This is a genomic window from Neisseria zalophi, from assembly GCF_008807015.1.
Classification (GTDB): domain Bacteria; phylum Pseudomonadota; class Gammaproteobacteria; order Burkholderiales; family Neisseriaceae; genus Neisseria; species Neisseria zalophi.
In genome coordinates this window covers 2057268-2084113 of the sequence record NZ_CP031700.1, presented here as the reverse complement: position 1 = coordinate 2084113, position 26846 = coordinate 2057268, and the positions used below count along the sequence as shown (strand labels likewise).

At 47.4% G+C, this 26846-nt stretch carries 24 protein-coding genes; 15 read left to right on the top strand and 9 right to left on the bottom strand.

Annotated features, from left to right (window positions below; genetic code table 11):
* Nucleotides 1-67: 67 nt before the first annotated feature.
* On the bottom strand, nt 68-673 hold the full coding sequence (locus D0T92_RS09610; protein WP_151052359.1) for an aminodeoxychorismate/anthranilate synthase component II: 606 nt from the start codon (nt 671-673) through the stop codon (nt 68-70).
* Between the two features lie 42 nt (nt 674-715).
* Entirely contained in the window at nt 716-1579 is an 864-nt protein-coding gene (lgt, locus tag D0T92_RS09605) for a prolipoprotein diacylglyceryl transferase (protein WP_151052357.1), read from the bottom strand.
* A 306-nt stretch (nt 1580-1885) separates the two neighbouring features.
* Here lgt and putP point away from each other — a divergent pair, with 306 nt between their 5' ends.
* The 4 genes from putP (at nt 1886) to D0T92_RS09585 (ending at nt 6065) form a co-directional block, all read left to right on the top strand.
* Nucleotides 1886-3382 carry a sodium/proline symporter PutP gene (gene putP / locus D0T92_RS09600; RefSeq protein WP_151052355.1) on the top strand — a complete coding sequence of 499 codons (1497 nt, stop codon included), beginning with the start codon at nt 1886-1888 and terminating at the stop codon, nt 3380-3382.
* Between the two features lie 99 nt (nt 3383-3481).
* Entirely contained in the window at nt 3482-4576 is a 1095-nt protein-coding gene (gene aroC, locus D0T92_RS09595) for a chorismate synthase (RefSeq protein WP_151052353.1), read from the top strand.
* Between the two features lie 347 nt (nt 4577-4923).
* Nucleotides 4924-5391: a ProQ/FINO family protein gene (locus D0T92_RS09590; RefSeq protein WP_151052351.1), complete on the top strand. Its 468-nt coding sequence runs from the start codon at nt 4924-4926 to the stop codon at nt 5389-5391.
* Between the two features lie 125 nt (nt 5392-5516).
* Entirely contained in the window at nt 5517-6065 is a 549-nt protein-coding gene (locus tag D0T92_RS09585; protein WP_151052349.1) for a DNA-3-methyladenine glycosylase I, read from the top strand.
* 82 nt (nt 6066-6147) lie between these two features.
* On the opposite strand, the gene D0T92_RS09580 is transcribed toward D0T92_RS09585, so the two are convergent.
* On the bottom strand, nt 6148-6456 hold the full coding sequence (locus D0T92_RS09580) for a PepSY domain-containing protein (protein ID WP_151052347.1): 309 nt from the start codon (nt 6454-6456) through the stop codon (nt 6148-6150).
* A gap of 158 nt (nt 6457-6614) precedes the next feature.
* On the opposite strand from D0T92_RS09580, the gene D0T92_RS09575 reads away from it, so the two are divergent.
* The 3 genes from D0T92_RS09575 (at nt 6615) to D0T92_RS09565 (ending at nt 9108) form a co-directional block, all read left to right on the top strand.
* Complete coding sequence (locus D0T92_RS09575; RefSeq protein ID WP_151052344.1) at nt 6615-7808, top strand: MFS transporter; 1194 nt, start codon at nt 6615-6617, stop codon at nt 7806-7808.
* Between the two features lie 72 nt (nt 7809-7880).
* On the top strand, nt 7881-8447 hold the full coding sequence (locus tag D0T92_RS09570; RefSeq protein ID WP_151052342.1) for a hypothetical protein: 567 nt from the start codon (nt 7881-7883) through the stop codon (nt 8445-8447).
* 82 nt (nt 8448-8529) lie between these two features.
* Entirely contained in the window at nt 8530-9108 is a 579-nt protein-coding gene (locus D0T92_RS09565; protein ID WP_151052341.1) for a DUF4126 domain-containing protein, read from the top strand.
* Nucleotides 9109-9218: 110 nt separating this feature from the next.
* On the opposite strand, the gene typA is transcribed toward D0T92_RS09565, so the two are convergent.
* Complete coding sequence (gene typA / locus D0T92_RS09560) at nt 9219-11030, bottom strand: translational GTPase TypA (RefSeq protein ID WP_151052339.1); 1812 nt, start codon at nt 11028-11030, stop codon at nt 9219-9221.
* 460 nt (nt 11031-11490) lie between these two features.
* Between typA and bfr (D0T92_RS09555) the strand changes: the two genes are divergently transcribed.
* Both bfr (D0T92_RS09555) and bfr (D0T92_RS09550) read left to right on the top strand, forming a co-directional pair.
* Nucleotides 11491-11955: a bacterioferritin gene (bfr, locus tag D0T92_RS09555; protein ID WP_151053047.1), complete on the top strand. Its 465-nt coding sequence runs from the start codon at nt 11491-11493 to the stop codon at nt 11953-11955.
* A gap of 50 nt (nt 11956-12005) precedes the next feature.
* Complete coding sequence (bfr, locus tag D0T92_RS09550) at nt 12006-12479, top strand: bacterioferritin (RefSeq protein ID WP_151052337.1); 474 nt, start codon at nt 12006-12008, stop codon at nt 12477-12479.
* Nucleotides 12480-12702: 223 nt separating this feature from the next.
* Here bfr (D0T92_RS09550) and D0T92_RS09545 read toward each other — a convergent pair whose 3' ends face one another.
* From D0T92_RS09545 to D0T92_RS09535, 4 genes are all read right to left on the bottom strand, one after another.
* Nucleotides 12703-13317, bottom strand: a complete 615-nt coding sequence (locus tag D0T92_RS09545) for a hypothetical protein (protein WP_151052335.1) — start codon at nt 13315-13317, stop codon at nt 12703-12705.
* Nucleotides 13318-13607: 290 nt separating this feature from the next.
* Nucleotides 13608-15287 carry a choline/carnitine O-acyltransferase gene (locus tag D0T92_RS09540; protein WP_151052333.1) on the bottom strand — a complete coding sequence of 560 codons (1680 nt, stop codon included), beginning with the start codon at nt 15285-15287 and terminating at the stop codon, nt 13608-13610.
* Between the two features lie 152 nt (nt 15288-15439).
* The gene (locus D0T92_RS11460) at nt 15440-15577 is read right to left on the bottom strand and encodes a hypothetical protein (protein WP_191963638.1); all 138 of its coding nucleotides are present in this window, start codon (nt 15575-15577) and stop codon (nt 15440-15442) included.
* Nucleotides 15578-15580: 3 nt separating this feature from the next.
* On the bottom strand, nt 15581-17119 hold the full coding sequence (locus tag D0T92_RS09535; RefSeq protein ID WP_151052331.1) for a BCCT family transporter: 1539 nt from the start codon (nt 17117-17119) through the stop codon (nt 15581-15583).
* Between the two features lie 500 nt (nt 17120-17619).
* Here D0T92_RS09535 and prpB point away from each other — a divergent pair, with 500 nt between their 5' ends.
* The 6 genes from prpB (at nt 17620) to acnD (ending at nt 25291) form a co-directional block, all read left to right on the top strand.
* Nucleotides 17620-18495 carry a methylisocitrate lyase gene (prpB, locus tag D0T92_RS09530; protein WP_151052329.1) on the top strand — a complete coding sequence of 292 codons (876 nt, stop codon included), beginning with the start codon at nt 17620-17622 and terminating at the stop codon, nt 18493-18495.
* A gap of 155 nt (nt 18496-18650) precedes the next feature.
* Nucleotides 18651-19799 (top strand): bifunctional 2-methylcitrate synthase/citrate synthase, encoded by a 1149-nt coding sequence (gene prpC, locus D0T92_RS09525; protein ID WP_151052327.1) that lies wholly within the window; start codon nt 18651-18653, stop codon nt 19797-19799.
* Between the two features lie 235 nt (nt 19800-20034).
* The gene (locus D0T92_RS09520; protein ID WP_151052325.1) at nt 20035-20676 is read left to right on the top strand and encodes an RICIN domain-containing protein; all 642 of its coding nucleotides are present in this window, start codon (nt 20035-20037) and stop codon (nt 20674-20676) included.
* Between the two features lie 50 nt (nt 20677-20726).
* On the top strand, nt 20727-21650 hold the full coding sequence (locus tag D0T92_RS09515; RefSeq protein ID WP_151052323.1) for a DMT family transporter: 924 nt from the start codon (nt 20727-20729) through the stop codon (nt 21648-21650).
* Nucleotides 21651-21699: 49 nt separating this feature from the next.
* On the top strand, nt 21700-22569 hold the full coding sequence (locus D0T92_RS09510) for an EamA family transporter (RefSeq protein ID WP_191963637.1): 870 nt from the start codon (nt 21700-21702) through the stop codon (nt 22567-22569).
* A gap of 115 nt (nt 22570-22684) precedes the next feature.
* The gene (acnD, locus tag D0T92_RS09505; RefSeq protein ID WP_151052319.1) at nt 22685-25291 is read left to right on the top strand and encodes a Fe/S-dependent 2-methylisocitrate dehydratase AcnD; all 2607 of its coding nucleotides are present in this window, start codon (nt 22685-22687) and stop codon (nt 25289-25291) included.
* A gap of 155 nt (nt 25292-25446) precedes the next feature.
* Here acnD and argG read toward each other — a convergent pair whose 3' ends face one another.
* Nucleotides 25447-26796 carry an argininosuccinate synthase gene (argG, locus tag D0T92_RS09500; RefSeq protein ID WP_151052317.1) on the bottom strand — a complete coding sequence of 450 codons (1350 nt, stop codon included), beginning with the start codon at nt 26794-26796 and terminating at the stop codon, nt 25447-25449.
* Nucleotides 26797-26846: the final 50 nt, after the last annotated feature.

The window sequence follows — 26846 nt, the reverse complement described above, 5'->3', positions numbered from 1 at the left end:
GTATCTTTCGGAGGGGTGCTGCGGTTAAATCGGTGCGGCTGCTTGGGGCAGCTGTATGCTGGGTTGTTCAGACGGCTTCTGTTGTGGTGTTGGTAGTAGAGAATGTTTGAAATTCTTTTAAAAAATTATCTAACATTTCATGACCATATTCGGTGAGCAGGGCTTCGGGATGGAATTGTACGCCCTCGATGGCTAAGGTTTTATGGCGTACGCCCATGATTTCGCCGTCGTCGGTCCATGCCGTAATATCGAGGCAGTCGGGTAAGGTGGCGCGGTCGATAACCAAGCTGTGATAACGCGTGCAGCTAACGGGGTTGGGCAGGTTGCGGAACATGCCGCGGTTTTGATGATGCACCGGCGATACTTTGCCGTGCATCAGCGTTTGTGCGCGAACAATATTGCCGCCGAAAGCTTGGCCTATGGTCTGATGGCCGAGACAAACCCCCATAATCGGCAGTTTGCCGGCAAAATGCTGCATGGCGGCAATGGAAATACCGGCCTCTTTCGGCGAACAGGGGCCGGGGCCGATAACCAGATATTGCGGGTTGAGTGCGGCGATTTCTTCTAAAGTAATATCATCGTTGCGGCGCACCAGCACATCCTGACCGAGTTCGGCAAAATACTGCACGATATTGTAAGTAAAGCTGTCGTAGTTATCTATCATTAAAAGCATGATGTTTGGGCTTTCTGAGGCCGTCTGAAACGTTGTGCGGTATTAGGCGGAATGCAGCGGTTGGTTGCGTTTGCCGAAGTAAACAAAACCGATAATCCCCAAGAGAATCATAGGTGTGCTCAGCCATTGTCCCATAGATAAGCCCAGTGTTAACAGGCCGAGGTAGTCATCGGGTTGGCGTGCAAATTCGGCAATAAAGCGGAATATACCGTATCCGGCCAAGAATACCATGGAAACTTGTCCGACCGGGCGCGGTTTTTTTGAAAAAAGCCACACAATCACAAATAGGCAAACTCCTTCGAGGGCGAATTGGTATAGCTGCGAGGGGTGGCGCGGCAGCATGCCGTATTGCAGCAGCCATTCCGACCATTGCGGATTGTTGGCGGCAGCGGCGGCATCTTCATAATGCGCTTGCGGGAAACCCATTGCCCAAAAGGCATTGATGTCGGTGATGCGTCCCCATAATTCGCCATTGATAAAGTTGCCGATACGGCCGGATGCCAATCCTAATGGCACTAACGGGGCGACAAAGTCGGCCACGCGCCAGAAACCGATATGCTTTCTTCGCCCGAACAACCACATAGCAGCCAATACACCGAGAAAACCGCCGTGAAACGACATTCCGCCTTCCCATACTTTCAAAATATCGCCGGGGTTTTCCATATAGTATGAGAGTTTGTAAAACAAAACATAACCGATGCGGCCGCCCAAAATCACACCGAATACGCCGTAGGTCAGCAAGTCGTCCAGCATTTCTTTGGTGAACACCGAATTGCCCTGCGCAATACGGCGGCGGCCCAATGCGATAAACAAGACAAAGGCCAAAATATAGCTGAGTGCATACCAGCGTACGGCGAGCGGGCCGATGCTGAATATTTCGGGGCTGAATTGCGGATGGATCATCATAATCATGGTCGCCTTGATGTTTTTTAAGGCCGACATTATAGCAGTAGGCGGCAGGCTTAGGGATACGGTTTTTCAGACGGCCTATTCGGGGAAGCGGGCGGCCAAAATAGCCGGCAATCGGGTTTCAGACGGCCTGTATAAGCGGGTATTGGTAGCGGGGGGCCGATGATTAACAAATCTTGACTTAAATCAATGCGTCAGGTTAAATGCGGTTACAAGCCGTTTATGATGGCTTGGTTATCAATAGAAAAACATTTGATACCGCATCTTAACCATGCGGTTTTTTAGTCAGAAATCGAGGTTTATATGGGCCAATTTAATCCGATGTACGTTACTTTCGGCATCTATCTGGTTGCCGTGTTGCTGATTGGCATGGCAGCGTACTATTCCACCCGCAGTTTTGATGATTACATTCTCGGCGGGCGTAGTTTGGGCAGTTTTGTTACGGCGATGTCGGCCGGTGCTTCCGATATGTCGGGCTGGTTGTTGATGGGTTTGCCCGGTGCGCTTTATGCCAGCGGTTTGAATCAAGGTTGGATTGCCATCGGTTTGAGTGTCGGTGCTTATCTGAACTGGCGGTTGGTGGCGGGGCGTTTACGTGTGCATACCGAATACAATAATAACGCCTTAACATTGCCGGATTATTTTTTCCATCGTTTCGGTGCGCGCAGTGCTGTTATAAAAGTTATTTCGGCAGCGATTATTTTGTTGTTCTTCACCATTTATTGTGCATCGGGCGTTGTGGCCGGGGCGCGCCTGTTTCAAAGTCTGTTTGATGTCACTTATAGCCAAGCCATGTGGTTGGGCGCGGGTGCGACTATTGCCTATACCTTTATCGGCGGTTTCTTGGCGGTAAGTTGGACGGATACCATTCAGGCCACATTGATGATTTTTGCCTTAATCCTGACCCCCGTTATGGTTTATCTGGCTTTGGGCGGTGCCGATGAAATGTCGATGGCGATTCAAAGTGCATCCGTTAGCGCGGGCAAAGAATATGGCAACTTTTGGGCCAATACGACGTTTATAGGTGTTGTTTCGTTGCTGGCGTGGGGATTGGGCTATTTTGGCCAACCGCATATCTTGGCACGTTTTATGGCGGCTGAAAGTGTTAAGTCGTTGATTTCGGCACGCCGTATCGGTATGACTTGGATGGTGTTGTGTTTGTTGGGCGCATGTATGGTTGGTTATTTCGGTATTGCTTACTTCGGCAGCAACCCCGACCAAGTTGCAGAATTAGGCGGCAACAATGAACGTATCTTTATTGCGCTGACAACCATTTTATTTAACCCTTGGGTGGCCGGTGTGATTCTTTCCGCTATTTTGGCTGCGGTAATGTCAACCTTATCCTGCCAATTGTTGGTGTGTTCCAGTGCGATTACCGAAGACTTCTACAAAGGCTTTTTACGCCCTGATGCTACCCAAGGTGAATTGGTGTGGATTGGTCGTTTGATGGTGTTGGCGGTGTCTGTGATTGCCATTATTATCGCTTCCGATCCCGATAGCAAAGTGTTGGGCTTGGTGTCTTATGCATGGGCAGGCTTCGGTGCTGCGTTTGGTCCGGTGGTGATTCTGTCGGTATTCTGGAAACGGATGACATCTGCTGGTGCTTTGGCCGGTATGATTGTCGGTGCTGTTGTGGTGGTATTATGGAAAGAGCAAGCCAACAGCAGCTTGTATGAAATCGTTCCCGGCTTTATCGCCTGTTTGATTGCTATTGTAGCCGTATCGTTGATGGGTAAAACCACAGAAGCAGTGGAAAACACATTTGATGAAGCTGATAAATCCTATCGTGCCGCCAAATAACCATTTGCGATTGTAGTAATCGAGGCCGTCTGAAAGATATTGTTCAGACGGCCTTTATGCTAAACTGAACGCTTGTTTTTCTTTACTCAGTATAAAATCATGGCAGGCAATACATTCGGACAACTCTTCACCGTAACCACTTTTGGCGAAAGCCACGGCCCCGCATTGGGCTGTATTATCGACGGCTGCCCGCCGGGGCTGGCCTTGAGTGAACAAGATATTCAAACTGATCTCGACCGCCGCAAACCCGGTACCAGCCGCCATGTGACCCAACGTAGGGAAGCGGACGAAGTGGAAATTCTTTCCGGCGTATTTGAAGGCAAAACCACCGGCACGCCAATTGCCTTATTGATTCGCAATACCGACCAACGCAGTAAAGATTATGGCAATATCGCCCGCAGCTTCCGCCCCGGCCATGCAGACTATACTTATTGGCACAAATACGGCACGCGCGATTATCGCGGCGGCGGCCGCTCTTCGGCACGGGAAACCGCTGCGCGTGTTGCCGCCGGTGCCGTGGCCAAAAAATGGTTGAAACAACAGTTCGGCACAGAGATTACCGCTTATGTTACCCAAATCGGCACGCAGGAAATCCGTTTCGAGGGCTATGAATATATCGGCCAAAATCCGTTTTTTGCCGCCAATCACAGCCAGATTGCCGAGTTAGAAAGCTATATGGACAGCATCCGCAAATCATTGGATTCGGTTGGCGCAGGTTTGAGTATTGAAGCACACGGCGTGCCGGTCGGTTTGGGCGAACCGGTTTTCGACCGGCTCGATGCCGATATCGCCCATGCCATGATGAGTATTAATGCAGTGAAAGGGGTGGAAATCGGTGCTGGATTTCGCAGCATTGCCCAGCGTGGCAGCGAACATGGCGATGAACTTACCCCTGAAGGTTTTCTATCCAATCATGCCGGTGGTGTGTTAGGCGGCATCAGCACGGGGCAGGATATTTTGGTGAATATCGCCGTGAAACCGACCAGCAGTATTGCCACACCGCGCCGTTCCATTGATATCGACGGGCAGCCGGTCGAGCTGGCGACGCACGGCCGCCATGATCCTTGCGTCGGGTTGCGTGCCGCGCCGATAGCGGAAGCGATGTTGGCCTTGGTGTTGATAGATCATGCTTTGCGTCACCGTGCCCAGAATGCCGATGTTCGGGTGGATACACCTAATATTGCCCGCCGTTAAAACAAAATATTCAGGCTGCCTGAATAAGTTTGCAGACGGCCTGCCAAATTATTTAGCCGTAACCGAACCTTAAATATGGGGCGGTATTGTCGCGAAACAGTGGGTAAGGTTGGGGCAAGGGGCGTTTTCACGCTATAAAACCTTAGCCAAAACACCGACTTTATACTAAAATGTTTTAAATCCCATATCCATAGTGTGAAATCAAACAATAAAACAGGTGGTATACCTGTTGATAACGGCGCTCAGGCCGTCTGAAAATAAACAGTATTGCATAGCATGCGATTTGTTTTCAGCCATGTTATTGCGAACGCACTCAGGCCATAAGCTTTACCACAGGAAAACATGACATGACGAAGGAAACCGCTTTGGGCGCTGCACTGAAAACCGCAGTGCAAACCATGAGCAAAAAGAAACAAACGGATATGATTGCAGATTATATCTATAATAAATATGATGTATTTAAACGTTTCAAACCGTTGGCGCTCGGTATCGACCAAGATTTGGTAACTGCGTTGCCCCAGTTTGATCCGGCATTGATTGCCCGCGTGTTGGCCAATCACTGCCGCCGTCCGCGCTATTTAAAAGCGTTGGCACGTGGCGGCAAACGCTTTGATTTGAACAACCGTTTCAAAGGTGAAGTGAGTGCAGAAGAGCAGGCGATTGCACAGCAACATCCTGCTGTTCAACAGGCATTGGCAGCACAAGCCGAACGCAAAGCGGCTAAAGAAAAACAAGTTGAGCAGGGCAGTGATGCCGCTGCAACAGATGTTGATGTTAAAGATGAAACGGAAAATAAAGCAGCCGACCAAGCGTGATGTTTTGATATTGGTTTGAATCTTGCATAAGGCCGTCTGAAATATTTTTCAGACGGCCTTATCTGTAACGGCATATAGAGTGCCGTCGATTTATGTGTATGGTATTGATGAGAAGGCCGTCTGAAATGAGTTATTGTGTGTTTGCCAATGCCTTGCCGGATAATGATGATAATCCGAATAAACATTATCATGATTGTGTCTATGGCTTTCCTGTAGATAGCGATAATGTTTTATTCGAACGGCTGGTGTTGGAAATCAACCAGGCCGGTTTGAGTTGGACGTTGATATTAAAAAAGCAGCAGGCTTTTCAGGCGGCTTATTCTGATTTTGATATTGCAACCGTTGCCGCTTATACCGATGCCGACCGTGAACGGCTGTTGAACGATAAAGGCATTATTCGCAACCGTTTGAAAATCAATGCGGCGATTTATAATGCGCAACAGATTTTAATATTACAGCAGCAATATGGTTCGTTTAAAAACTGGTTGGATGCGCATCACCCGCTTGAGTTGGCGCAATGGGTGAAGCTGTTTAAACGGCATTTTAAGTTTGTCGGTGGTGAGATTGTGAATGAGTTTTTGATGAGTACCGGCTATTTGGCCGGGGCACATGATACCGATTGCCCGGTTTATCCGAACATATTGGCAGCCAAACCAAAATGGGCGCGGTCATAATGCACACGCGCCCATATTTCATAAATGGAAAAGTTGGTTTATGGCTACATCAGCCTGTATGGTAATAGATGGAGAATAAATATTAGTCTAATTTTGAAGATACAACTTTACCGCTAACAGCGTCAACGATCACCTCATATTCTCTACCATCTGCTGCACGTAATTCAACATCATAGTGTGCATTATATCTGCGGCTCATATCAAATTCGACTTCAAGCAAATGTGCGCCGGGAAATTGTTTTAAAGCGGCTTGGCCCGCTGCTTGGTGGGTAATATATTTGTCTTGATTGCTCCATAGATGTTCTTGGTCTCTATCTGCCATAGCAGGAGCAGCGGCAAGAACCACGGTAGCCGTTAATAGGGCGGTGATGGTTTTACGGAAAGTGTGCATGGTAGATTCCTTATAAGATCGTTAATGGAGTCTGTAATATAAGGTTTACTTGAAAAATATACAAGGCTACATATTGAAATTTATATTAGAACTCTGATAAGAGATAAGGGAATCATTTTTTAAATGTAATGTCTTTAAAAAAATAATAGGTTTTTCCGATGATACAAAGTAGAAATGAGCAGGCGGTGCTTGAGGAAGCATCGCGGTTGTTACAGCTGGCCGTATTCCTAACCGGTCTTTTTGCTTTTTTGCAGGTTTATTCGGTGCAGGCAATTTTGCCGGTATTGATAGATGATTTACGGGCGACCGATGTGCAGGCCGGTTTAGCGGTAGGTGCAACTGTTTTGGGTGTGGCGTTGATGTCGCCGTTTATGGGTATGTTGTCGGATGCGCTCGGGCGTAAGGTCTTTATTGTCGGTTCTTTATTGTTTTTAGCTATACCGACTTTACTTTTGGCCGGTACATCAACGATTGAACAAGTGATGTTGTGGCGCTTTTTGCAAGGTGTGGCCGTGCCGGGCATTACGGTGGTGCTGATTGCGTATGTGGGTGAGGAGTTCGGCGGTAAAGCGATGACGCGGCTGATGTCGCTGTATGTTTCCGGCACGGTATTGGGTGGTTTTTTAGGGCGGTTTATTTTAGGGCATTTAAGTGAAATGATTGGCTGGCGCAGCTCGTTTTATGTGATGTCGGCATTAACGGTAGGCGGTGCGTTTTTTGTATGGAAGCAGCTTCCTGCTTCGCGTAAGTTTGAAGCCAAGCCACATTTTCAGACGGCCTTGAATACGCTGGTCGGGCATTTGCACAACCGCCGTGTGGTGGCAGCCTGTATGTTGGGCGCGTGTGTATTGTGTTCGCTGGTAGGGTGTTTTACGTATATCAACCTATATTTGGCTGAAGAACCCTATGCGCTGGATAGTGGCGGATTGGCAAACTTGTTTGCTGTTTATTTGATTGGCATGGTGATTACACCGTTATCGGCCAGACTGATTAACCGTTTCGGCAGCGGTAATACCATTATGATGGCGGTTTGTTTATCGGCTGCCGGTGTGCTGATAACCTTTGCCGTATCCCTGCCGGTGGTGATTATTGGCTTAGCATTGATGTCATCCGGCGTTTTTATTACTCAGGCGGCGACCATTAGTTATATTGCCGCCAATGTGAAGGAAGGGCGTTCGCTGGCTTCTGGGCTGTATTACATGGCTTATTATGGCGGTGGAACATTGGGTTCGTGGTTGTGCGGCCTTGCTTATACAGGAAACGGTTGGCAGGGCGTGGTTTGGGTGTTGTTGGGAGTTCAGGCAGCCGCATTGTTGATTGCGGCAAAAGGTATGAGAAAAGTGGCTGTCTGAAATGTTTTCAGACGGCCTGAAGTAATAATGATGTATTTTTAACCACTTGATTTAATAGTGAGGACAACTATTATGAAAATTACAATTCATTTGAATGCCAGATTGCAACCAATGCACCGCCATGATATAGAAGATCTTTTGGAAGAGTTTTTACCGCAAGCCGGTATTAAAACAAAACTCATCGGCGGTGGCACGGCATTAGAACAGAACGGTGAAATATCGTCTTGTGATATTGATTTAAACATTTCCGATAGTTCGGATGAAACGATTCGGAAAATCATCAGTTTTCTAGAGGGTGTATTGGCGCCTATCGGTTCTTATATTATTGTTTATTCTAAATTTTTAAAAAAAGAAGTGAAACGGATTCCATTCGGTATTTGGGAAGGCTTGGGTTTGTATCTGAACGGTTCGGATTTAGATGCCGAAGTTTATCAAAATTGCGATGTCAACCATGTTTATAAAGAACTCGAACGTTTGTTGGGAGAAGACAAAAAAGGGATGGTAGCGAGCTATTGGGAAGGTTCGGAAACTGCTTTGTATTTATATGGTAAAAGTTTTGATGAAATGCATGCATGTATCAAACCGTTTCTTGACAGTTATCCCTTATGTCAAAAAAGCCGTGTGGTGAAAATCGCTTAAATTTAGAATTCATGCAAAATAGCTGCCGTTGTTTTGGTTTTACTAGTAAGATAAACGTATCTTTTGCCTTATGATTGACATCATGAATTTTGATACCGTTATCAGTATTGCACTCGGCATTGGTTTGGCGGCCAGCTCCGGTTTCCGCGTATTTCTACCGTTATTTGCGTTAAGCATGGCCGCATACAGCGGTATGTGGCCGCTCAATGAAAATTGGCAATGGCTCGGTAGCGGTCATGCGCTGATGATTCTCGGAATAGCCGCAATAACCGAAGCTTTGGGTTATTTGATTCCTTTTGTGGATAACCTGTTGGATACCATTGCCGTACCGTTGGCGGCGGTAGCGGGTACGGCCGTGATGGCGTCCACTGCTGCCGATTTAAGCCCTGCCGTTACATGGACTTTGGCAGTGATTGCCGGCGGTGGTGCGGCGGCCACGGTAAAAAGCACCAATGCGGTTACCCGTGTTGTGGGTACGACAACAACCGGAGGCTTGGCCAATCCGATTTTTTCAATCTTAGAAACCGGTGTGGCGGTGGTAATGAGTGTGCTCAGTATTTTTGTACCGGTGTTGGCAGCATTGCTGTTGATGCTGTTGGCATTATGGTTTTACCGCAGATATGCACGCTTGCGGCGGAAAAGGCTTCAAGATGGTGTTTAAACTGGTTTGTAAACCGTTATGATTAAAAATGCCAATACAATAATCAAAAGGCCGTCTGAAAATATTCAGACGGCCTTTTGATAAACATATCAATAATTGATTATTGATTGTTATTCCGGTTTTTTAAAGTGTTTGCGGCGTTCGCTTTCTTGCAGATAGCGTTTGCGCAAGCGGATAGACTTCGGTGTGATTTCGACAAGTTCGTCATCATCAATAAACTCTACGGCATTTTCCAAAGTCAGCTTAACCGGTGTAGTCAGGCGTACGGCTTCGTCGGTACCGCTGGCGCGGACGTTAGTCAGTTTTTTGCCTTTCAGCGGGTTTACAACTAAGTCGTTATCACGGCTGTGGATCCCGATAATCATGCCTTCGTAGAGTTTGTCGCCGGGGGAAACAAACATGCGGCCACGATCTTCCAAGTTCCATAGTGCATAAGCAACCGCTTCGCCTTGCTCTTGCGAAATCAGTACGCCGTTGTGACGGCCGGGCATATCGGGTTTAACGGGTGCATAATCGTCAAACACGTGGCTCATCAGGCCAACGCCGCGGGTCAGGGTCATAAATTCACCTTGGAAACCGATAAGACCGCGTGCGGGAATATGGTATTCCAATCGGGTACGGCCGTTGCCGTCACTTTCCATATTGGTCAGCTCGCCACGGCGGCGACCGAGTTCTTCCATTACCGCACCTTGGTTGTCATCTGGCACGTCAACCGTCAGATTTTCATAAGGTTCGCATTTTTGACCGTCGATTTCGCGGAATACAACGCGTGGTTTACCGACTGCCAGTTCATAGCCTTCGCGGCGCATATTTTCCAACAAAATAGTCAGATGCAGTTCGCCACGGCCGGATACACGGAAAATATCGGCGTCGTCAGTATCTTCAACACGCAAGGCCACATTGGTGAGCAATTCTTTTTGCAAACGGTCGCGGATTTGTCGTGATGTCACAAATTTGCCTTCGGTGCCCGCCAACGGGGAAGTGTTGACCATAAAGTCCATAGTCAGGGTCGGTTCGTCGACGCTGAGCATGGGCAGGCCTTTGGGGTTTTCTTTGTCGCTGATGGTTACTCCGATACCGATGTCTTCAATACCGGAAATAATCACGATATCACCGGCTTCTGCTTCTTCTAAGGGCACACGTTCCAAACCTTTAAAACCAAGCAATTGGTTAATACGGCCTTGGGCAACCTGTTTCTCATGATTCATCACGGCAACGACTTGGCCGGGTTTGATGCGGCCATTGAGAATACGGCCGATACCGAGACGGCCGGTGTAGTTGTCATAATCAAGTTGGGAAATTTGCAGTTGCAAGGTTTCGTCGGCATTGCCGGAGGGGGCAGGGGTGTATTTCAGAATGGTGTCAAACAACGGGCGCATGTCGGTGCTTTCGTCGCTTTCTTCCAATTTGGCGAAACCGCTCAAGCCTGAAGCGTAAACAATCGGGAAGTCGAGTTGTTCGTCTGTTGCACCCAAGTTATCGAATAATTCGAATGTTTGGTCGATAACCCAGCTCGGGCGTGCGCTTGGTTTGTCGATTTTATTCACAACAACAATCGGGCGTAAACCTAAAGCCAAGGCTTTTTTGGTTACGAAACGGGTTTGCGGCATCGGGCCTTCTTGGGCATCAACAAGTAATACAACGCAATCGACCATGCCGAGAACGCGCTCCACTTCGCCACCGAAGTCGGCGTGTCCGGGCGTGTCGACGATATTGATGTGATAGCCTTCATATTCAATGGCAGTATTTTTCGCCAGAATGGTAATGCCGCGTTCTTTTTCGAGGTCGTTGCTGTCCATTACCCGTTCGTCAACTTGCTGGTTGGCACGAAATGTGCCGGATTGGCGCAGAAGTTGGTCGACCAAAGTGGTTTTGCCGTGGTCAACGTGGGCGATAATGGCAATATTTCTGATTTTTTTCATAGATGAGTTTATATCTTACTAACTAAAAATAACCGTGTATTGTAGCACGTTTATCAGCGTTTCTTTAAAAACCTTACATCGCTTGCTGTTGATGACTTTCTGTCGGGTTAGGATGATAACTTTAAATAATATTGCTGAAATTAAAGGAAAAATATAAAAGTGGATGGGTAAATGGTTAGAAGTTGTCATAAAGTCGATTGGTTGTATGTTATTTTATGTTAAATTATGAAAACATATATTTTTCTTGCGAATATTTATCAATATTGTATGCAACAAAACATCAATATTAACAATAAAATAACTTTTTAAGCACTGTTTTTGAGTGCTAGAGCTTTTTGATAATTGTTTGTATTTTAAATAGAAAATTTGTACTTTGGTATTTTATTCAATACAATTTACATCAAATAGTGCTACTAGAAAAACAGCACGCTACATGATAATGATGAAAGGACACAATACCATGCAAGGTGATAAAGCAGTAATTGACTATATGAACGAATTGTTAGCAGGCGAGTTGGCTGCCCGTGATCAATATTTTATTCATTCACGCATGTATGCCGAATGGGGCTACACTAAATTGTTTGACCGTATCGGCCATGAGATGGAAGATGAAACCGGCCACGCTGAAGCTTTTATCCGTCGTATTTTAATGCTTGGCGGCACACCACAGATGGTTCCGGCTAAAGTCAATATCGGTACCGATGTGCTCTCTATGTTGAAAGCCGATTTGAATACCGAGCTTGAAGTACAAGCTGCGTTGAAAAAAGGTATTAAATTGTGCGAAGAAAAACAAGACTATGTGACACGTGAATTGATGGTTGAACAGTTGAAAGATACTGAAGAGGATCATGCGCACTGGTTGGAAAAACAATTACGCTTAATTGACTTGATCGGTCTTCAAAATTATCTGCAAAGCCAGCAGTAACAGTTATCCCAATAAATTAAAGAATTTTTCATTAAATAAAAGGAACTGATATGCAAGGCGACCGTATGGTTATCCGCGAGCTAAATAAGAATTTAGGCTTGCTGTTGGTAACAATTAACCAATATTTTCTTCATGCCCGTATTTTAAAAAACTGGGGCTTGGAAGAATTAGGCGAATATTTCTTCAAACAATCGATTGTTGAGATGAAAGCCGCCGACGATATTATCGAACGGGTATTATTGCTTGAGGGTTTACCGAATCTTCAGGAATTAGGTAAATTATTTATTGGTGAAACGGCTGAGGAAATTATCAGCTGTGATTTGGCAAAAGAGCGGGAAAAACATACTGCGTTGGTTGAAGCAATCGCAGTGTGTGAAGAAAAACAGGATTATGTTTCCCGTGATTTGTTGTCAAAATTAAAAGACACCAATGAGGAACATACAGATTGGTTGGAGACGCAACAAGAATTGGTAGCCGCTATGGGCGTAGCCAATTATCTTCAATCCGGGGCGCAAGAGGACTAAAACACAAACCACTGCCAAATACAGCAGTCTTTTTGAGCAACGTAAAGCAAACGGCATACTTTCGGGTATGCCGTTTTTTGTGTATGGCGTTTTAGATTTAATTTGCATACTCTTGGATAAGACTTAAAAAAACCATTCAATTAAATAAAAAATTGAATGGTTTTTTATTTTGAATTGCTCTTATTAATTAAAGAGAAAAACTACTTTTAGTGTATCGTGATTCTTATTCTTTTTTAAATTCTTTTAAATTTCCATCGGCATCAAATTCGAAATCATATTTGGCACGGTCTGTTTCAATATCACTGACTATCCAACGACGTTGTTGCATGGGAACGAAAAGGGAGAAAGAGGCAAAGTCAAGTTCGGTTTCCTCTGCTTTTACTTCTACGGCTTTTTCATGCCAAATTTTTGCAATTTTTGCAACCGTAGCAAATTTAATTTGATCTAACGGTGTTGTGTTATCTTTTAAATCGCCTCCACCGGAAATTTGTACCGGTGTCGGTTCGCTCCATTTTCCGCCTGAATAAATATAGCTATCAATATTTTCCGGATTGTTAGGGTCTTGGATATCAATCTCAATACGGTTTGAATAAAATCGAACATTTTGGAATACATTTAATGGTTTACCATTAAACTGTGGCAGCGCTTTTAAACTATCTTCGGCTGCCTGAAGTACTTTTTCATTTACTACTATGTTTTCAATGCCAACTGCTTGCCCAATTTTCTCTAAGGCGGCTTCAGCTTGTGATGATTCAGCATCTTTATTATTGCCGCCACAAGCGCTTAAGCCTAGGGAAACTGCTAAACATAACACACCTAATTTATATGTATTTTTCATAAAAAGTCCTTTTAAAAAATAAGAGGGGAGGAAAATAAGTTTAAGGATTTTATTTTAGCCATTAACGTTGTCGTTAACAAAAAATTTATTCTTTTGGTATATTTTACCGATAAATGGACTAGCTTAATGATTTTTTAAACAAAGATGATAGTATTTTGATAAATTAACAGCAGAAATACTATAATTTAAATTTAAACATAATCATATTTTTAAGGCATCAAGTATAAATAATAAAAATATAAAAATACAAGATACTTTTCTTCTTGGTCAGAAAAAACAGAATAGGGCTATTAATCTACGCCGTCATTAAAAAAGGTTAATAATTTTTCTCCGCCTTGTTTAATTGCAGCCAAGAAAATAGCCACTTCATTTTGCTGGTGTTCGGGATAGCTGACCGTAAACAACCAACCCGAATCAGTGAGTGTGTAATTCACACCCAAGCCGCCTTGAGAAGTGGGGGCGAAGGCAAAGTTAATGGTAAAGCGGTTGTCGCCCAATGTGGATGTCGAAAGAAAATCCGTAGTAAACACCCGATAGCCGTTATCTGTGAAAAAAGCAGGCGTACGAATTTTTGCTTGTTTTGCCATCAGTTGTAGTCCAAGTAGATGGCGGTTGGCACCTTTGCCGAATTTGGCATTTTTAATACGGGCTTTGTGCTCGAGTAGGGCGGCTTCAAGCAGGCTTTGATCGGGTTTATTTTGTAAAAGAGTGGCAACGAAAGCGAGTGATTCGTCTGAAATCGGACGGACGCATTCGGTTCTGCCGCTACGGAAATGGCTGGCATCAACTGCTTCATAAGTATTGCGGATATTGCCGTAGGTGGTTAATTGTGCGTATTGAAACAGGAATTGTATTAAAGCGTCGTGACTGATACCTTTCGGTATTATTCTATTTTCAAAGTCAACCGTGATGGTGCGGACATGCATTTTTTTAGCTTTTTCCGCGTAATCTTGTTGCCATCGCAGCCAGTTTTTCTTTTGTGTCGGGGTGAGTGTCCATTGATGGCGGCTGATAGCGGGGGCGGTTTTTTTGCCTTTCAGAGTGTTTAATTTTTCGGCGGCATGGGTCACAATGCCTTTCAGAGCGCCGCCGTCTTCCCAAGTGTGTTCGCAATGTAGGAATAGGCGTTCGGTTTGAGTGTTGTAGCAGAAAGTCATCGGTTTATAGCACCAGACATTTTGCTCCGGTACAAATGTAGCCCATGCCAAATCATTTTCAGCGTTGAATTCTTTATGATTGATACTGATATGGAAAAGATCAGTTTCTATACATTCAATCAGATCGGTATTGTCTTCTTTTAGTTTCAGTACTTTATAAATACGTGCAGTCTGGTTGCCGCCTAAATAGCAGGGGACGGCAATAGGATAGGGGTTTGCAGCATTGTCAGATAAAATTTGCTCGAATGCCTGACGGAATGTATCAGGGTGATAAGCTTCGTATTGTTCGTCAAGAGCGGTAATGCGGTAGTAGAAACCTTTGTGGATAACACCGATATGTCGGCTGGTGGTTTCTGCAATACGGTAGCCGTCGCAACTTGTTTGAGGAATACGTGCCGCACCGCGTAGAATCTGCCATTGGTCCATGGAAATCGGTGTTCCTTGTGGAGTTTGCGGTGTGGGAATACGGTTGTGATAATAATCGGCACAAACGGCGGCCAATGCAGCGGCCCAGTCACTTAATGATTTGTTTTGTGTTTGAATACCGAAGCCGACATTGCTGCTTAACGGCAAAGGCGTACGGCCGTTTAAATAGCTTTTTAACCACGCATCAAGCAGCCAGCTGGTTTCCGATTTTTCGGCAAATTGTTGTAATGCTTCTTGCAGTTTGCGGCCTGTACGCGCTTGGAAGTTTCGTGTGGCAGCGGCTGTTTTTTTATATTCTTCATCTTCGAGAAGCGGCCGAACCTGTTTTAAATAGAGGGTGCAGGTTTCGTTAAGATCGGGTACGGGCAGAAGAGGTTGCTGGGGCATTCGATGCTCCTTTGAGAAGTTGGTTTATATTTTATTTATTTAAATTTGAATTAGTTAATTGTATCGGAAAGTCAAGAGATTGATAACCCTTATATATATGCATTTAAATTAGACAGGCCGTCTGAAAACTTTCAGACGGCCTGTCTGATGGTTTATTTGGGTTCGTCGTCTTTATCAAAAAAAGCGAGCTTTACTACATAACATAGAAACAATACGGTTAACAACATCATTATTGTTTCAATAATATTGTCATGCAGTCCTTGATTCCAATAGAAAATTTCCTGTTTCATTTTTTACTGCTCCTTTTTCACACGCGGCACGTCGCGGTTGAGCTGGCGCCATAAGGCGGCAAACCATAAATACATCACAAACACAAACGGAAAGCCTGAAAAAGAACCGACCGCTTTAATCCCTTCCATTTTTCCGGTGAAAATCACCGCGTAGCTGATGAGTGTCATTAAGATACTCCACACCACCGCACGGAATTTGTTTTCGCTACGGCCGTTATTGCTGGTCATAATCCCTAGAGAAATGGCGGCACTGGTGACAGTGGTGACGATAAAGCCGAGAAACAGCATAACGGTTAGCGGTTTGGTTAGGCCGGATAAGGGCAGCATATTGAGTAAATAATAAAACGTACCTTCGTAGTCGCCTTTATTAGCAATTTCTGCCAAGCGCCCGCTGCCTTCAACCGTATCCAGCAGGCTAAAGCCTGAAAATACCGAAAACCAAATCACAATGAAGCCGGCCGGTACCATCACCGAAGCCAATACAAATTGGCGTAATGTCCGCCCTCTGGAAATTTTGGCCAAAAACACGCCCACAAACGGTGCCCATGTAACCCACCAAACCCAGTATGCCATCGGATACCATACCACCCAATCGCGGTTGTGAAACATATACAGTTCGAATGAATGATGAATGGTTTTGGTAAAGATATTGCCGACGGAAACCGCCATAGTGCTTAAAAAATAATGGGTAGGGCCAACAGAAAACACAAACAGCAATAACACAATAGAAAAATAAACCGTCCAGTCGCCTAAGAATTTCATCCCTTTATTAATAGGCAGTATCGCGCCTAAAGTATAAAGTGCGGCGAGTGCGGCCAAGATAAGTGCTTTCCCGGTGATAGAATCGAAAGTGATACCGGTGATGATTTTCAGCCCTGAGGCGATTTGTACTGATGCCATCGCAATAGAAGAAGATACCGACATAGCTATCGAAAGAATGGCCATGCCGGTAACGATAATACCAAGCGGTTTGGCCCATTTTTTATTGCGAAACGAATATTGCAGCGGAGCGGCCGGAGTGCATTCGGTTTGGTGTTGGTAGGCGAAATAAGCCATGACCAAGCCGGCAATCATATATAGCGACCAAGCGGGAATCCCCCAAACGTGTAAGGCCAAGCTCATGGCGTTTTCTACTTTTTCATATTCGGTCAACCCTTCCGCTTTAATGCCGATGGGCGATTGGAAATAATGCCATAAAGCCTCGATAGGGCCGAAAAAAACAATACCCACACCGATACCGGCGGTGAACAGCATGTTCATCCATGATAAAAAAGAAAATTCGGGCACGGCATCTTTGCCGCCCAAACGGATATTGCCGAAACGGGGCGATAAAGCGACGGATAGACCGACGCCGAAAGCCAACAGCGGCAACCACATGATCAGCCAGTCGAATTTAAGATAGAAAAACTGACTGATGGTGGCAATGGTATTGGTGAGTAAAGTAGGGTCGGCAACAGCAGTTGCTGCCATCAGGCCGACTAAGATAAACGTCCATAAAAAATAATTGGGGCGCTTAGCGGGCGGGGTTTCTTGAGTAGACATACGCAACCTTTTTCTTGAGGGGAATGAAAAACGATGCGGTAAGACGTAAAGTAATGAAGATTTTGGTTTAATTATGCGTTATATATTAACATTGCCTATGCAAAGTGTAAAAGTATAAAAAACCGATAGCCATAAATCGGATAGCAGTAATATTGATGACTATTAATTATTGTCGGTTATGTTTTTAAAGGCAGATTATTTTAATCATAATAATGAATGAAACTATTAGTAAAATGCGCTATCAAAACAAAAGGCCGTCTGAATTTTCAGACGGCCTTTCCCATAGCATGTCGATATAAATAATCTGCTTTCGACAGATTTTATATTTATTCGGACTCAAATAAAAATTAATCCTTTGGGGCGGAAAGTGTGATTTGCCAAGTGATATCGGCAGTCTATCGGAAAAAGTGATGGGTTCCATCAAAAATTTTGATTTTACAGCGATTTTAAAAATTACTACATTCAACTACACAAGAAGAAAACAAACCAAGGAGCATTTCATGAGTATTCACTCTGCCGGCCTGCGCTTCCGTCAGGCTGTTCAAGAATCCAATCCCTTAGCCGTTGTCGGCTGCGTTAATGCCTATTTCGCCCGTTTAGCCACTCAGAGTGGCTTTAAAGCCATCTATCTTTCCGGCGGCGGTGTGGCTGCCTGTTCTTGCGGCATTCCCGATTTGGGCATTACCACCATGGAAGATGTGCTGATTGATGCGCGCCGCATAACCGATAATGTCGACACCCCCTTATTGGTGGATATTGATGTCGGTTGGGGCGGGGCGTTCAATATTGCCCGCACCATCCGCAGTTTCGAGCGTGCCGGGGTGGCTGCCGTGCATATTGAAGACCAAGTGGCGCAAAAGCGTTGCGGACACCGTCCGAACAAAGCCATTGTTCAGCAAGCCGAAATGGTTGACCGTATTAAAGCAGCCGTAGATGCCCGCGTTGATGAAAACTTCGTCATTATGGCGCGTACCGATGCGTTGGCGGTGGAAGGTTTGAATGCTGCTATCGACCGCGCCCAAGCCTGTGTGGAAGCCGGTGCCGATATGATTTTCCCCGAAGCGATGACCGAATTGAGCATGTATCAAAAATTTGCCGAAGCCGTGAGCGTACCCGTATTGGCGAATATTACCGAATTCGGCTCGACCCCGCTTTATAACCAAAAAGAATTGGCTGATAACGGCGTGAAAATCGTTTTATATCCGTTGTCTACTTTCCGCGCCGCCAGCAAAGCCGCATTAAATGTTTATGAAGCAATTATGCGCGACGGTACTCAAGCCAATGTTCTCGATACCATGCAAACCCGTGCCGAATTGTATGACCATTTGAACTATTATGCGTTTGAGCAAAAGCTTGACGAGCTGTTCACCAAATAAAAAAACATAATGAAAAATCAACCGCTGCCGTATGCCGAACCCATACGGCCGCAGGTAATACGCCCGATTGTCCGGCGCGTATTTCAGACGGCCTTTACTTATTGATATCGCCGTTTTAAAGCATATAAAACCAAATCTACAAAGGAGACCCCCCTATGACTACCGAAACCCCGACTTTCAAACCCAAAAAATCGGTTGCCCTTTCAGGCGTAGCCGCAGGCAATACCGCATTGTGTACCGTTGGCCGCAGCGGCAACGATTTGAGCTACCGCGGTTATGATATTTTGGATTTGGCCAAGCATTGCGAATTTGAAGAAGTTGCTTATTTGCTAATCCACGGCCACCTGCCCAACCGTTTCGAACTGGCCGCCTATAAGAAAAAACTGCAATCCATGCGCGGCCTGCCTATCCGCGTGATTCAAGTGCTGGAAAGTTTGCCTGCACATACCCATCCGATGGATGTATTGCGTACCGGCGCTTCCATGCTCGGTTGCATCCGTCCGGAGCGTGAAAGCCAGCCCGTTAGCGAAGCGCGTGATGTGGCCGACAAATTAGTGGCTTCATTCGGCAGTATGCTGCTTTATTGGTATCAATATTCGCATAACGGCAAATCCATCAGTGTGGAAAGTGAAGAAGAAAGTGTCGGCGGCCATTTCCTTCACTTGCTACACGGCAAACGCCCGACCGAGTCCCAAGTCAAAGCCATGCATATTTCGCTGATTCTCTATGCGGAACACGAGTTTAACGCTTCAACCTTTACCGCACGTGTGATTGCGGGTACAGGCTCGGATATGTATTCGTGCATTACCGGCGCCATCGGCGCCTTGAAAGGGCCGAAACACGGCGGTGCCAACGAAGTGGCTTACGATATTCAAAAACGCTACCGCAACGCCGATGAAGCAGAAGCCGATATCCGCGAACGCATTGCCCGCAAAGAGATTGTGATCGGTTTCGGCCATCCCGTTTATACCGTTTCCGACCCGCGCAATGTGGTGATTAAAGAAGTGGCACGCCAATTAAGCGAAGAAGCGGGCGATATGCGTTTGTTCGACATTGCCGAACGCTTGGAAACCCTGATGTGGAACGAGAAAAAAATGTTCCCCAATCTGGATTGGTTCTCAGCCGTTTCCTATCAAAAACTCGGCGTGCCGACCGCCATGTTCACACCACTGTTTGTGATTTCGCGCACCACCGGCTGGAGTGCACACGTTATCGAGCAACGCCAAGACGGCAAAATTATCCGTCCGAGTGCCAACTACACCGGCCCCGATGATTTGGCTTTCCAATATATGGACGACCGCTAATCTATATAAAAAAGGTACGGCCGGCATTCGCCAGACGTACCTTTTTATTATGTTCTTTTCAGACGGCCTATAAAATAAATAGAGGCCGTCTGAAAAAAGCATAATCCCTGATGACGACTAAGTTGGAACCGCAGAAAACCGTTTGGAAATATTCACCCGAATAGGCGGCAGACAGTACAATAGCGCCCTTATAAAGGCATAGATGCCTATTTTCTCAGTGAATACGGTGAGCAAAATGAAACAAACAACCCAAACAACTTATTCCACAACACTATTAACCGCCCTTGTCGGCAGCCTTCTCTTATCCGCTTGCGTCGAACAAAGCAGGGCGAAACCGGCACAAGACGCCGCACCGAAACAGGCTGCAACCGCCGCAGCCGCCACGCAAAAACAGCCCGGCCATCTGCGCTTGGTGAACGACCTCGACCGCCCGCAAGACGGCTATTGCTTGGATGTGGTTGGTTCCGGCGATTATGTCCGCTTCGATATGCCGATGACCGCCCACAATTGCAAACCCGGCCTTTATGCCGATGAAGCGGTGGTGATGGAAGACAACGGCATGATTCATTTTCCTGCTTACGGCGTATGCGCAACCGCAGCCGGCATCAATAACACCATCTTGGCCGGCGCCGCCGTGATGCCGAAAGGATGCGGCGAACGCAGCCCGTTTTTAGAAGCGCAACACTTGCAGCATTTTGTCCACCGTCCGGACGGCCGCGTCGAATTGCGCGGTTCGGGTTTGTGTTTAACCGTCGGCAACGAATCGGATTCGACCTTCGACCCCAATCACCGTTGGCGTACGCTGTTTATGCAGCATTGCGAACAAGCCCCGTTATCGCATTCGCAATGGCGTTTTGTGGTGCCGAAATCGTCGTGATTGAAAGATAGAATGGTTTTATTAACGCCAGCGTGGGGAAAGGAAGCAGGATGTCTGACCTGATAAAAGGTTTGATTTTCGCTACTGCGGCAGCGGCTTTAAATGCTTCTATCGGTATTTTTAGCAAGATATTGATTGAAGAAGGCCTTAATATACAGGATATTGCGTTTTTCAAAACTTTTGCAGCGTTTTTGCTGTTGAGTTTGATGCTGATTCGTAAACCGTTTGCAGAGCAAAAGCGCAGCATAACCGATACGGCAGCATATAGTGCGGGCAGATTTTGGGGCAGTGTTGCGTTGTGTGCATTTTTGGGCATTTTCGTTTTGTTTTTCTTTGAAACCGCTGCTTACCGATATGGCAACGCAGCCGATGTGGTAGCCGTATTGATGGCTTCGGCAGCCGTATCCGCTTTGGTGTTCGGCAGAATACTTCTTGGCGAATCTATTGCATGGACGGCACTTTTAGGAACGGCGGCGGCAGTGGTCGGTATCGGCATTATCGCTTGGTCTGAAGGCGCGACCGGAGGCAATATACGCTTGGTCGGAAACGCTGCTTTGGCAGGAACCGGATACGGTGTGTTTTCGGTGATGGTGAAAAAAACGGGCTTGAAGGGCGGGCTTTTCCTGACCAGATTGTTGATGTTGTTTGGCAGCCTGTTTTTATTACTGCCCTTTTTGAACATGATGCACCCGATTGATTGGAATGGAAAAATAGTTTTAAGCGTTTTGGCTTTGGCGCTACTGCCTACCGTATTGGGTTTTTACTGCACAACCAAAGCATTGGGGTTGATGAGTGCGGCCAATGTTCAGGTAACGGAGCTTTCCGAGCCGTTATTTGCCGCTTTTCTCGCATGGCTGGTATTGAGTGAGATGCCGTCTGCCGCTTTTTTGGCAGGTGCGGTTTGCATTGTGGCAGGCATCGTGTTGATGAATGGTTTGTATCCTGCCAACTTTAGGAAGTTTAAAAATATTTAAACGGTTGTGGGGCAACGCACATTATCTGGAATGGCGGGGAAATACGGCTATGAAACCCAAAGACTACCTGCTGATATTGCTGGTTATCAGTATATGGGGCGTGAATTTCCTGTTTATGAAGTTTGCCCTGAACGAAGTACCGCCGTTGGTATTGGGGGCATTGCGCTTTTTATGTGTGGTGTTTCCCGCGCTGTTTTTGATTAAACGTCCGGCGGTGCCGTGGTATCTGCTGGTTGCTTACGGCCTCACCATTAATTTCGGCCAGTTTGCTTTGGTGTTTACCGCATTGGATTGGGGTTTGCCGACGGGCTTGGCGGCTTTGATGTTGCAGGTGCAGGTGTTTTTTACCGTGTTGATTGCAGGTGTGTTGCTGCATGAGCCGGTGCTGGCTCATCATCTCGGCGGCATGTGTACTGCGGCGGTCGGTTTGGTGTTAATCGGTGTCGGCCAGTATCAGGGGCATTTGCCGTTGGCGGCCATCTGGCCGGTTTTCGGGGCGGCGGCATCTTGGGCTTGCGGTAATATTATTGTGAAACGCATCGGCAGGGTGAATGCTTTGTCGTTGGTGGTGTGGGGCGGGATTCCCGCTTTTGCCGCCTTTGCTTCGGTTGCGCTGCTGGCGTATGGCTTCGGCGGCGTGGTGCAGCACCTTGCCAACCTGACTTGGAAAGGCATATCGGGGGTTTTGTTTATCGCCTATGTGTCCAGCTTGGTCGGCTATACCGGCTGGGGGGCGTTGTTGGCAAAACATCCGGCAGGGAAGGTTACGCCGTTTGCTTTATTGGTGCCGGTGGTGGCTTTATTGGCCGGCTATTGGGTATTAAACGAACGCTTGGGGCTGTGGCATTGGCTCGGTATTATTACCGTTATCAGCGGTTTGTTATGGCATGTATCCGGCGGCCGTTGGCGCACTAAATAAAGCCATATACAAACAGACAATAGGATTTTTTCAGACGGCATTAGGCCGTCTGAAAACCCAAAACGGCATCTTGAGTGCCTGATTTAATAAAAGAAAAATATTTAAGGAGCAACTTATGAAAACCAACCAAATCTACCGTAAACCCCTGCCCGGGTCTAATCTGGAATATTACGATGCCCGCGCGGCCTGCGAAGCCATCAAGCCGGGTTCATACGATACCTTGCCCTATACCTCGCGCATTCTGGCTGAAAATCTGGTGAACCGTGCGGAAACAACCGACTTGGCCACTTTGAACAGCTGGCTGTCGCAATTAATCGAGCGCAAACAGGAAATCGATTTTCCTTGGTTTCCGGCGCGGGTGGTGTGCCATGATATTTTGGGGCAGACGGCGTTGGTGGATTTGGCGGGGCTGCGCGATGCGATTGCCGAAAAAGGCGGAGATCCGGCCAAAGTGAATCCGGTTGTACAAACCCAATTGATTGTCGACCACTCTTTGGCAGTGGAGTGCGGCGGTTTTGACCCGGATGCGTTTGCCAAAAACCGTGCGATTGAAGACCGACGCAATGAAGACCGCTTCCACTTTATCAACTGGACAAAAACCGCTTTTGAAAATGTAGACGTGATTCCGGCGGGCAACGGCATTATGCACCAGATTAATTTGGAAAAAATGTCGCCCGTGGTTCAAGTGAAAGACGGTGTGGCCTTTCCCGATACCTGCGTCGGCACCGACAGCCATACGCCGCATGTGGATTCTTTGGGCGTGATTTCCGTCGGCGTGGGCGGTTTGGAAGCGGAAACGGTGATGCTCGGTCGTGCTTCGATGATGCGCCTGCCCGATATTGTCGGTGTGGAGCTGACGGGCAAACGCCATCCGGGCATTACCGCAACCGATATTGTGTTGGCCTTAACCGAGTTTTTGCGTAAAGAGCGTGTGGTCGGGGCGTTTGTGGAATTTTTCGGTGAAGGGGTAGCCAGCTTATCGGTTGGCGACCGTGCCACGATTTCCAATATGACGCCGGAGTATGGTGCTACGGCGGCGATGTTTGCCATTGATCAGCAAACCATTGATTATTTAAAACTGACCGGCCGTGACGACGAGCAGGTTAAATTGGTGGAAAACTATGCCAAAACCGCCGGTTTATGGGCGGATACTTTGAAAAACGCCGTTTATCCGCGCGTATTGAAGTTTGATTTATCCAATGTCGGCCGCAATATGGCCGGCCCGAGCAACCCGCATGCCCGCGTTGCAACGGCCGATTTGGCGAAAAAAGGCATTGCCGCACCTTATGAAGAGCCGACCGACGGCCACATGCCCGACGGTGCGGTGATTATTGCCGCGATTACCAGCTGTACCAATACTTCCAATCCGCGCAATGTAGTGGCGGCCGCTTTATTGGCGCGTAAAGCCAATGAATTGGGGCTGACCCGTAAACCGTGGGTAAAATCTTCGTTCGCGCCGGGCTCGAAAGTGGCCGAACTGTATTTGAAAGAAGCAGGCCTGCTGCCCGAATTGGAAAAACTTGGTTTCGGCATTGTGGCATTTGCCTGCACCACCTGCAACGGCATGAGCGGTGCGCTTGATCCGAAAATACAGCAGGAAATTATCGACCGCGATTTGTATGCCACCGCCGTATTGTCGGGCAACCGCAATTTCGACGGCCGTATCCATCCTTATGCCAAACAGGCGTTTCTCGCTTCGCCGCCGTTGGTGGTGGCCTATGCTATTGCGGGCAGCATCCGCTTCGATATTGAAAACGATGTATTGGGTGTGGTCGACGGCAAAGAAATCCGCTTACAGGATATCTGGCCGAGCGATGAAGAAATCGACGCGATTGTGGCCGAATATGTGAAACCGCAGCAGTTCCGCGATGTGTATATTCCTATGTTCGACACCGGAACGGCGGAAAAAGCCCCCAGCCCGCTATATGATTGGCGCCCGATGTCGACCTATATCCGCCGTCCGCCGTATTGGGAAGGCGCATTGGCAGGCGAACGCACGCTGAAAGGCATGCGGCCGCTGGCGATTCTGCCCGACAATATCACCACCGACCACCTTTCGCCCTCAAATGCCATTTTGCCGACCAGTGCGGCGGGCGAATATCTGGCCAAGATGGGGTTGCCGGAAGAGGACTTTAACTCTTATGCCACCCACCGCGGCGACCACCTCACCGCGCAGCGGGCGACTTTTGCCAACCCGAAACTCTTCAACGAAATGGTGAAAAACGAAGACGGCACCACCAAGCAAGGCTCGTTGGCGCGTGTGGAGCCGGAAGGCCAAGTGATGCGGATGTGGGAGGCGATTGAAACCTATATGAACCGCAAACAGCCGCTGATTATTATTGCCGGCGCCGATTACGGCCAAGGTTCCAGCCGCGACTGGGCGGCCAAAGGCGTGCGGCTGGCCGGTGTGGAAGCGATTGTGGCCGAAGGTTTCGAGCGTATCCACCGCACCAATTTGATTGGTATGGGTGTATTGCCGCTGCAATTTAAAGAAGGGGTAAACCGTCATACGCTACAATTAGACGGCACGGAAACTTATGACGTGGTCGGCGGGCGCAAACCGCGTGCCGAGTTGACCCTGTTGGTTCACCGTAAAAACGGCGAAACGGTGGAAGTGCCCGTTATCTGCCGTTTGGATACCGCCGAAGAAGTGTTGATTTACGAAGCGGGCGGTGTGTTGCAACGTTTTGCACAAGACTTTTTAGAAGGTACGGCGGCTTGAGTTGTATAAAACAATAGTGAACCGCTAAAACAGTATTTCAGACGGCCTTAGCTTTATTAGAGGCCGCCTGAAACTTATAGTGCGATGATTGTAAAAACAAGCCGTCTGAAATGGTTTCAGACGGCTTGTGGCTTTATCGAATTCAAGATAAAGGCTTATTTCGATTTGTTTTCCAATTGCGGTAATACGGAACCTTCGCCCAGTTGCAATAAGCCGCTTTGCGAATAGAGGTTCAGTTTGGTGCGGGTGTCGGTGATATCGAGGTTACGCATAGTCAATTGGCCGATACGGTCGAGCGGGGTAAAGGCGGCATTTTCCACTTTTTCCATGCTCAAGCGTTCGGGTTGGTAGGTGAGGTTGGGCGATTCGGTGTTGAGAATCGAATAGTCGTTACCACGGCGCAATTCGAGTGTGACTTCGCCGGTGATGGCGCGGGCTACCCAGCGTTGTGCGGTTTCGCGCAACATCAGTGCTTGCGAGTCGAACCAGCGGCCTTGATACAGCAGCCTGCCCAAGCGCAGGCCGTTGATGCGGTATTGTTCGATGGTGTCTTCATTGTGGATACCGGTAACCAAACGCTCGTAAGCGATATGAAGCAGCGCCATGCCCGGGGCTTCGTAGATACCGCGTGATTTGGCTTCGATAATACGGTTTTCGATTTGGTCGCTCATGCCCAAACCATGACGGCCGCCGATGCGGTTGGCTTCTAGGAATAAAGCGACGGGATCGGCAAACTCTTGGCCGTTGAGCGCAACAGGCACGCCTTCTTCAAAACGTACGCTGACTTCTTCGGCTTTCACGGCAACGTTTTCATCCCAAAAGGCCACGCCCATAATCGGTTTCACGATTTTGATGCCGCTGTTGAGAAACTCTAAATCTTTGGCTTCGTGGGTGGCGCCAAGCATATTGGAATCGGTAGAGTAGGCTTTTTCAACCGACATTTTGTAGTCGAAGCCGTTGGCAATCAGAAACTCGCTCATTTCCTGACGGCCGCCGAGTTCGTCGATAAAGGCTTGGTCGAGCCAAGGTTTGTAGATACGCAGGCTGGGGTTGGTGAGCAGGCCGTAGCGGTAGAAGCGTTCGATATCGTTGCCTTTATAGGTCGAGCCGTCGCCCCAGATATTGACATCGTCTTCTTTCATGGCTGAAACCAGCATGGTACCGGTTACGGCGCGGCCTAAAGGCGTGGTGTTGAAATAGGCAATGCCGCCGGTGGAAACGTGGAATGCGCCGCATTGGATGGCGGCGATGCCTTCGTGTGCCAATTGGCTGCGGCAGTCAACCAAACGCGCTTCGATGGCGCCGTATTCTTTGGCTTTTTTGGGGATGGCGTTGTAATCGTCTTCATCGGGCTGGCCTAGGTTGGCGGTATAGGCGTAGGGCAGGGCGCCTTTGAGTTTCATCCATAATAATGCGGCGGAAGTATCAAGGCCGCCTGAAAAGGCGATGCCGACTTTTTGCCCGACGGGCAGACTTTGTAGAATCGTATGGTTATTTTGGCTCATGGGGAATCCTGTGAATATATGGAAATGCCGTTTCAGACGGCCTGAAAACA